General features: G+C 62.4%; 2 protein-coding genes and 1 pseudogene. 1 reads left to right on the forward strand and 2 read right to left on the reverse strand.

The window, feature by feature from the left end; all coding sequences use genetic code 11:
- Positions 1–2009, reverse strand: a 2009-nt coding sequence (locus B3V69_RS16650) for an AAA family ATPase (RefSeq protein WP_296448123.1), incomplete at its 3' end; no start/stop codon positions are given.
- A 118-nt stretch (positions 2010–2127) separates the two neighbouring features.
- Positions 2128–2625 carry a molybdenum cofactor biosynthesis protein MoaE gene (locus tag B3V69_RS16655; protein ID WP_296448124.1) on the reverse strand — a complete coding sequence of 166 codons (498 nt, stop codon included), beginning with the start codon at positions 2623–2625 and terminating at the stop codon, positions 2128–2130.
- A 265-nt stretch (positions 2626–2890) separates the two neighbouring features.
- Here B3V69_RS16655 and B3V69_RS16660 point away from each other — a divergent pair.
- Positions 2891–3509 (forward strand): annotated as a pseudogene (locus tag B3V69_RS16660) (dihydrodipicolinate synthase family protein).
- Positions 3510–3690: the final 181 nt, after the last annotated feature.

Below are 3690 nucleotides of genomic sequence, written 5' to 3' on the forward strand. Positions count from 1 at the left end.
GTCAGCTGCCCGCCTTCGTCGTAGCCCACGTAGCCCGGCGGCGCGCCGATCATGCGGGCGACCGAGTGCTTCTCCATGAACTCGCTCATGTCGAGGCGGATCAGGTGGTCCTCGCTGTCGAACATGAAGCCCGCCAGCGCCTTGCACAGCTCGGTCTTGCCCACGCCGGTGGGGCCGAGGAACAGGAACGAGCCATACGGACGGTTCGGATCGGACAGCCCGGAGCGCGAACGGCGGATCGCATCCGAAACCAGCCGCACCGCTTCGTCCTGCCCGACCACGCGCTGGTGCAGTTTGACTTCCATTTGCAGCAGCTTGTCGCGCTCGCCCTGCATCATTTTGCTCACCGGAATGCCTGTGGCGCGGCTCACCACCTCGGCGATTTCCTCGGCACCGACCTGGGTGCGCAGCAACTGCGGGCGGCCGCCATCCTTGGCGTTCTTGGCTTTGCCTGCTTCCTGGTCTTGCGCCGCCTTGAGTTTTTTCTCCAGATCGGGCAGCTTGCCGTATTGCAGCTCGGCCACCTTGTTGAAGTCGCCCTTGCGCGTGAACTCCTCGATCTGAAACTTGAGCTTGTCGATCTCCTCGCGCACCTGGGCGCTGCCCTGGGCACTGGCTTTCTCGGCTTTCCAGACTTCGTCGAGGTCGGCTATTTCCTTTTGCAGCCTGCCGATCTCCTCGTTGATGAGCTCGAAGCGCTTTTTCGAGGCCTCGTCCTTTTCCTTTTTGACGGCTTCGCGCTCGATCTGCAACTGGATCAGGCGACGATCCAGCTTGTCCATGACCTCGGGCTTGGAATCCATCTCGATCTTGATCTTGGAGGCGGCCTCGTCGATCAGGTCGATCGCCTTGTCGGGCAGGAAACGGTCGGTGATGTAGCGGTGGCTAAGCTCGGCCGCGGCCACGATGGCCGGGTCCGTGATGTCCACGCCGTGGTGCAGCTCGTAGCGTTCTTTCAGGCCGCGCAGGATCGCAATGGTGTCCTCCACCGAGGGCTCGCCCACCAGAATTTTCTGGAAGCGGCGCTCCAGCGCGGCGTCTTTCTCGATGTATTTTCGGTACTCATCCAGCGTGGTCGCACCCACGCAATGCAACTCGCCGCGCGCCAGGGCGGGCTTGAGCATATTGCCGGCGTCCATGGCACCTTCGGCCTTGCCGGCGCCCACCATGGTGTGCAGCTCGTCAATGAAAACAATGGTCTGGCCTTCGTCCTTGGCCAGGTCCTTGAGCACGTTTTTCAGGCGCTCTTCAAACTCGCCGCGGAACTTGGCACCGGCCAGGAGCGAGGCCATGTCCAGCGACAACACGCGTTTGCCCTTGAGCGAGTCCGGTACCTCGCCAGCCACGATGCGCTGGGCCAGGCCCTCCACAATCGCGGTCTTGCCAACGCCGGGCTCGCCAATCAGGACCGGGTTGTTTTTGGTACGGCGCTGCAGCACCTGGATGGCGCGGCGGATTTCGTCATCACGGCCAATCACCGGGTCAAGCTTGCCCATGCGGGCGCGCTCGGTCAGGTCGACACAATATTTCTTCAGCGACTCACGTTGGTCTTCCGCATCGGCGCTGTCCACGTTCTGGCCACCGCGCACGGCGTCAATCGCGGTTTCCAGCGACTTGCGCGTGAGGCCGTTTTCCTTGACGATGCGACCGATGTCCTGCTTGCTATCAGTCAGCGCCAGCAGAAACAGCTCGCCAGCCACAAACTGGTCGCCGCGCTTGATGGACTCCTTCTCGGACGCCTGCAGCAGCGAGACCATGTCGCGGCCTATCTGCACCTGCTCATGACCCTGCACCTGCGGCAGTTTTTTCATGGCGGCCTCGGCCGCCGCCAGCAAGCCCGGCACATTGGCGCCGGCACGCTGCAGCAAGGCCTTGGGGCCATCTTCCTGACGCAGCATGGCGACCAACACGTGGGCCGGTTCGATGTACTGGTTGTCGTTGCCCAACGCCAGCGTCTGGGCTTCGCCCAAAGCTTCCTGAAACTTGGTTGTCAATTTTTCCATTCGCATAGCAGTCCTTTGAATATCCCTCCAGCTTGAGGCCGGTTCGGGGTTTTCAAGAGATTGGCCCCGGCTATTCCGTTGACAAAACTCAAGGTCAGTGCACTTTTCGCCCTGAGGGCGGACGTCAACCGTTGCGTGCCTCGATGCCCCACTTGGCCAGGGCCGCGTCATCCGTGACCCGCGCATCGACCCAACGCGCACCCTCGGGCGTCTGCTCTTTTTTCCAGAATGGGGCCTGGGTCTTGAGGTAATCCATCAAAAACTCGCAGGCCTGGAAGCTCTCGCCACGGTGCGCCGAGGTCACCGCCACCAGCACGATCTGGTCCAGCGGTTCAAGCAGACCGATGCGGTGAATGACGCGGGCACCAAAAATGTCAAAACGCCGGTGCGCCTCGTCGATCATGGCTTCAATTGCCTTTTCGGTCATGCCGGGGTAGTGCTCCAGCGCCATGCTGCTGATGCTGCCCGCGGTCCCCGCCGTCCGGTCGCGCACGGTGCCGACAAAACTGCACACCGCACCGACGCGCAGGTCTTGCGCACGCAAGGCGTTGATCTCGGTACTCACGTCGAAATCGCCGGCTTGAATACTGACGCGTGAGAGGGGAATTTGAGAATGGTCCATGCCGGGATTGTGGCACCGTCTGCCAGCCCAATGCTAAGACACAAGCATGTTTTCTGGCACATTCAACACACCTTCTGTCTCACCCGCCGGCGGGTTGCCGGGTGCAGCGCGCGCCAGCAAAGCAAACAAACCCAGGCTCATCTGACCGGAGCTGCGGTTCCGTCCTCAGATGAGCGATGGAACCGCCAAACCCTCCCCGTTTTGCCTTCCCGCGCGCATTTGACGGTGGTGACACATCGGTCAAGCTTCTGACAAGGAAAGTTACGTGCAAACTTCTGGCAATTTCTCTGGGCTGTGGATTCCCCTGATCACCCCGTTTTCCAATGGCGCCGTGGACCACCCGGCGCTGAGCAAACTGGTCCACCCTTTGCGTCCGACCGGCATTGCCGGGTTCGTGGTGTGCGGCTCGACCGGCGAGGCCGCTGCACTGGACGAGGCGGAGCAGCTCGCCGTGCTCGATACGGTACTGCAAGCCGCGCATCCACGCCGTCAAGGACTGTGGCGGCGATGCGGGCAAAACACAGGCCCTGATGGCCGACGGCCGACTGCAGGTGCTGGCGGGAGAAGACGCGCAAATTTTCAGCACGGTGGCCTTGGGCGGCAGCGGCGCCATTGCCGCCAGTGCGCATCTGCACACCGCGCGTTTCGTGCGCGTACTGGAGTCGCTCCGTCAGGGTGATCTGGTGCAGGCCAGAACCCAGTGGCGGCCTTTGCTGCCCTTGATCGAAGCGCTGTTCGCCGAACCCAACCCGGGTCCGCTCAAAGCGCTACTGGCGCACCAAGGCATGATCCAAAACGAATTGCGCGCCCCCATGACAGCGGCCACGCCGGCCCACGCGCAGCGCCTCATTCAGCTGAGCGACGCGATTTCGGCAGCAGAATAAAGCGGGATTGAACACGTTCACGTCAACGCTGTTGGCACGGCCGATGGCCGGGGTGCTCGTTCTCCGGCTCAGGCTCGCGGGCGAACACTTGGGGTCGGAGTCATCCCTTCGTCAACAACACGATTGGCGCACCCCGTCTGTGGCAACCGCGAATCGAGCCTGCGCCCGAGCATCCCGACCA

The sequence above is a fragment of the Rhodoferax sp. UBA5149 genome (assembly GCF_002413825.1).
Taxonomy (GTDB): domain Bacteria; phylum Pseudomonadota; class Gammaproteobacteria; order Burkholderiales; family Burkholderiaceae_C; genus Rhodoferax.

Coding starts and splice junctions, on each gene's coding strand:
- B3V69_RS16655 (WP_296448124.1), bottom strand. CDS start 2,625: ATGGACCATTCTCAAATTCCCCTCTCACGCGTCAGTATTCAAGCCGGC.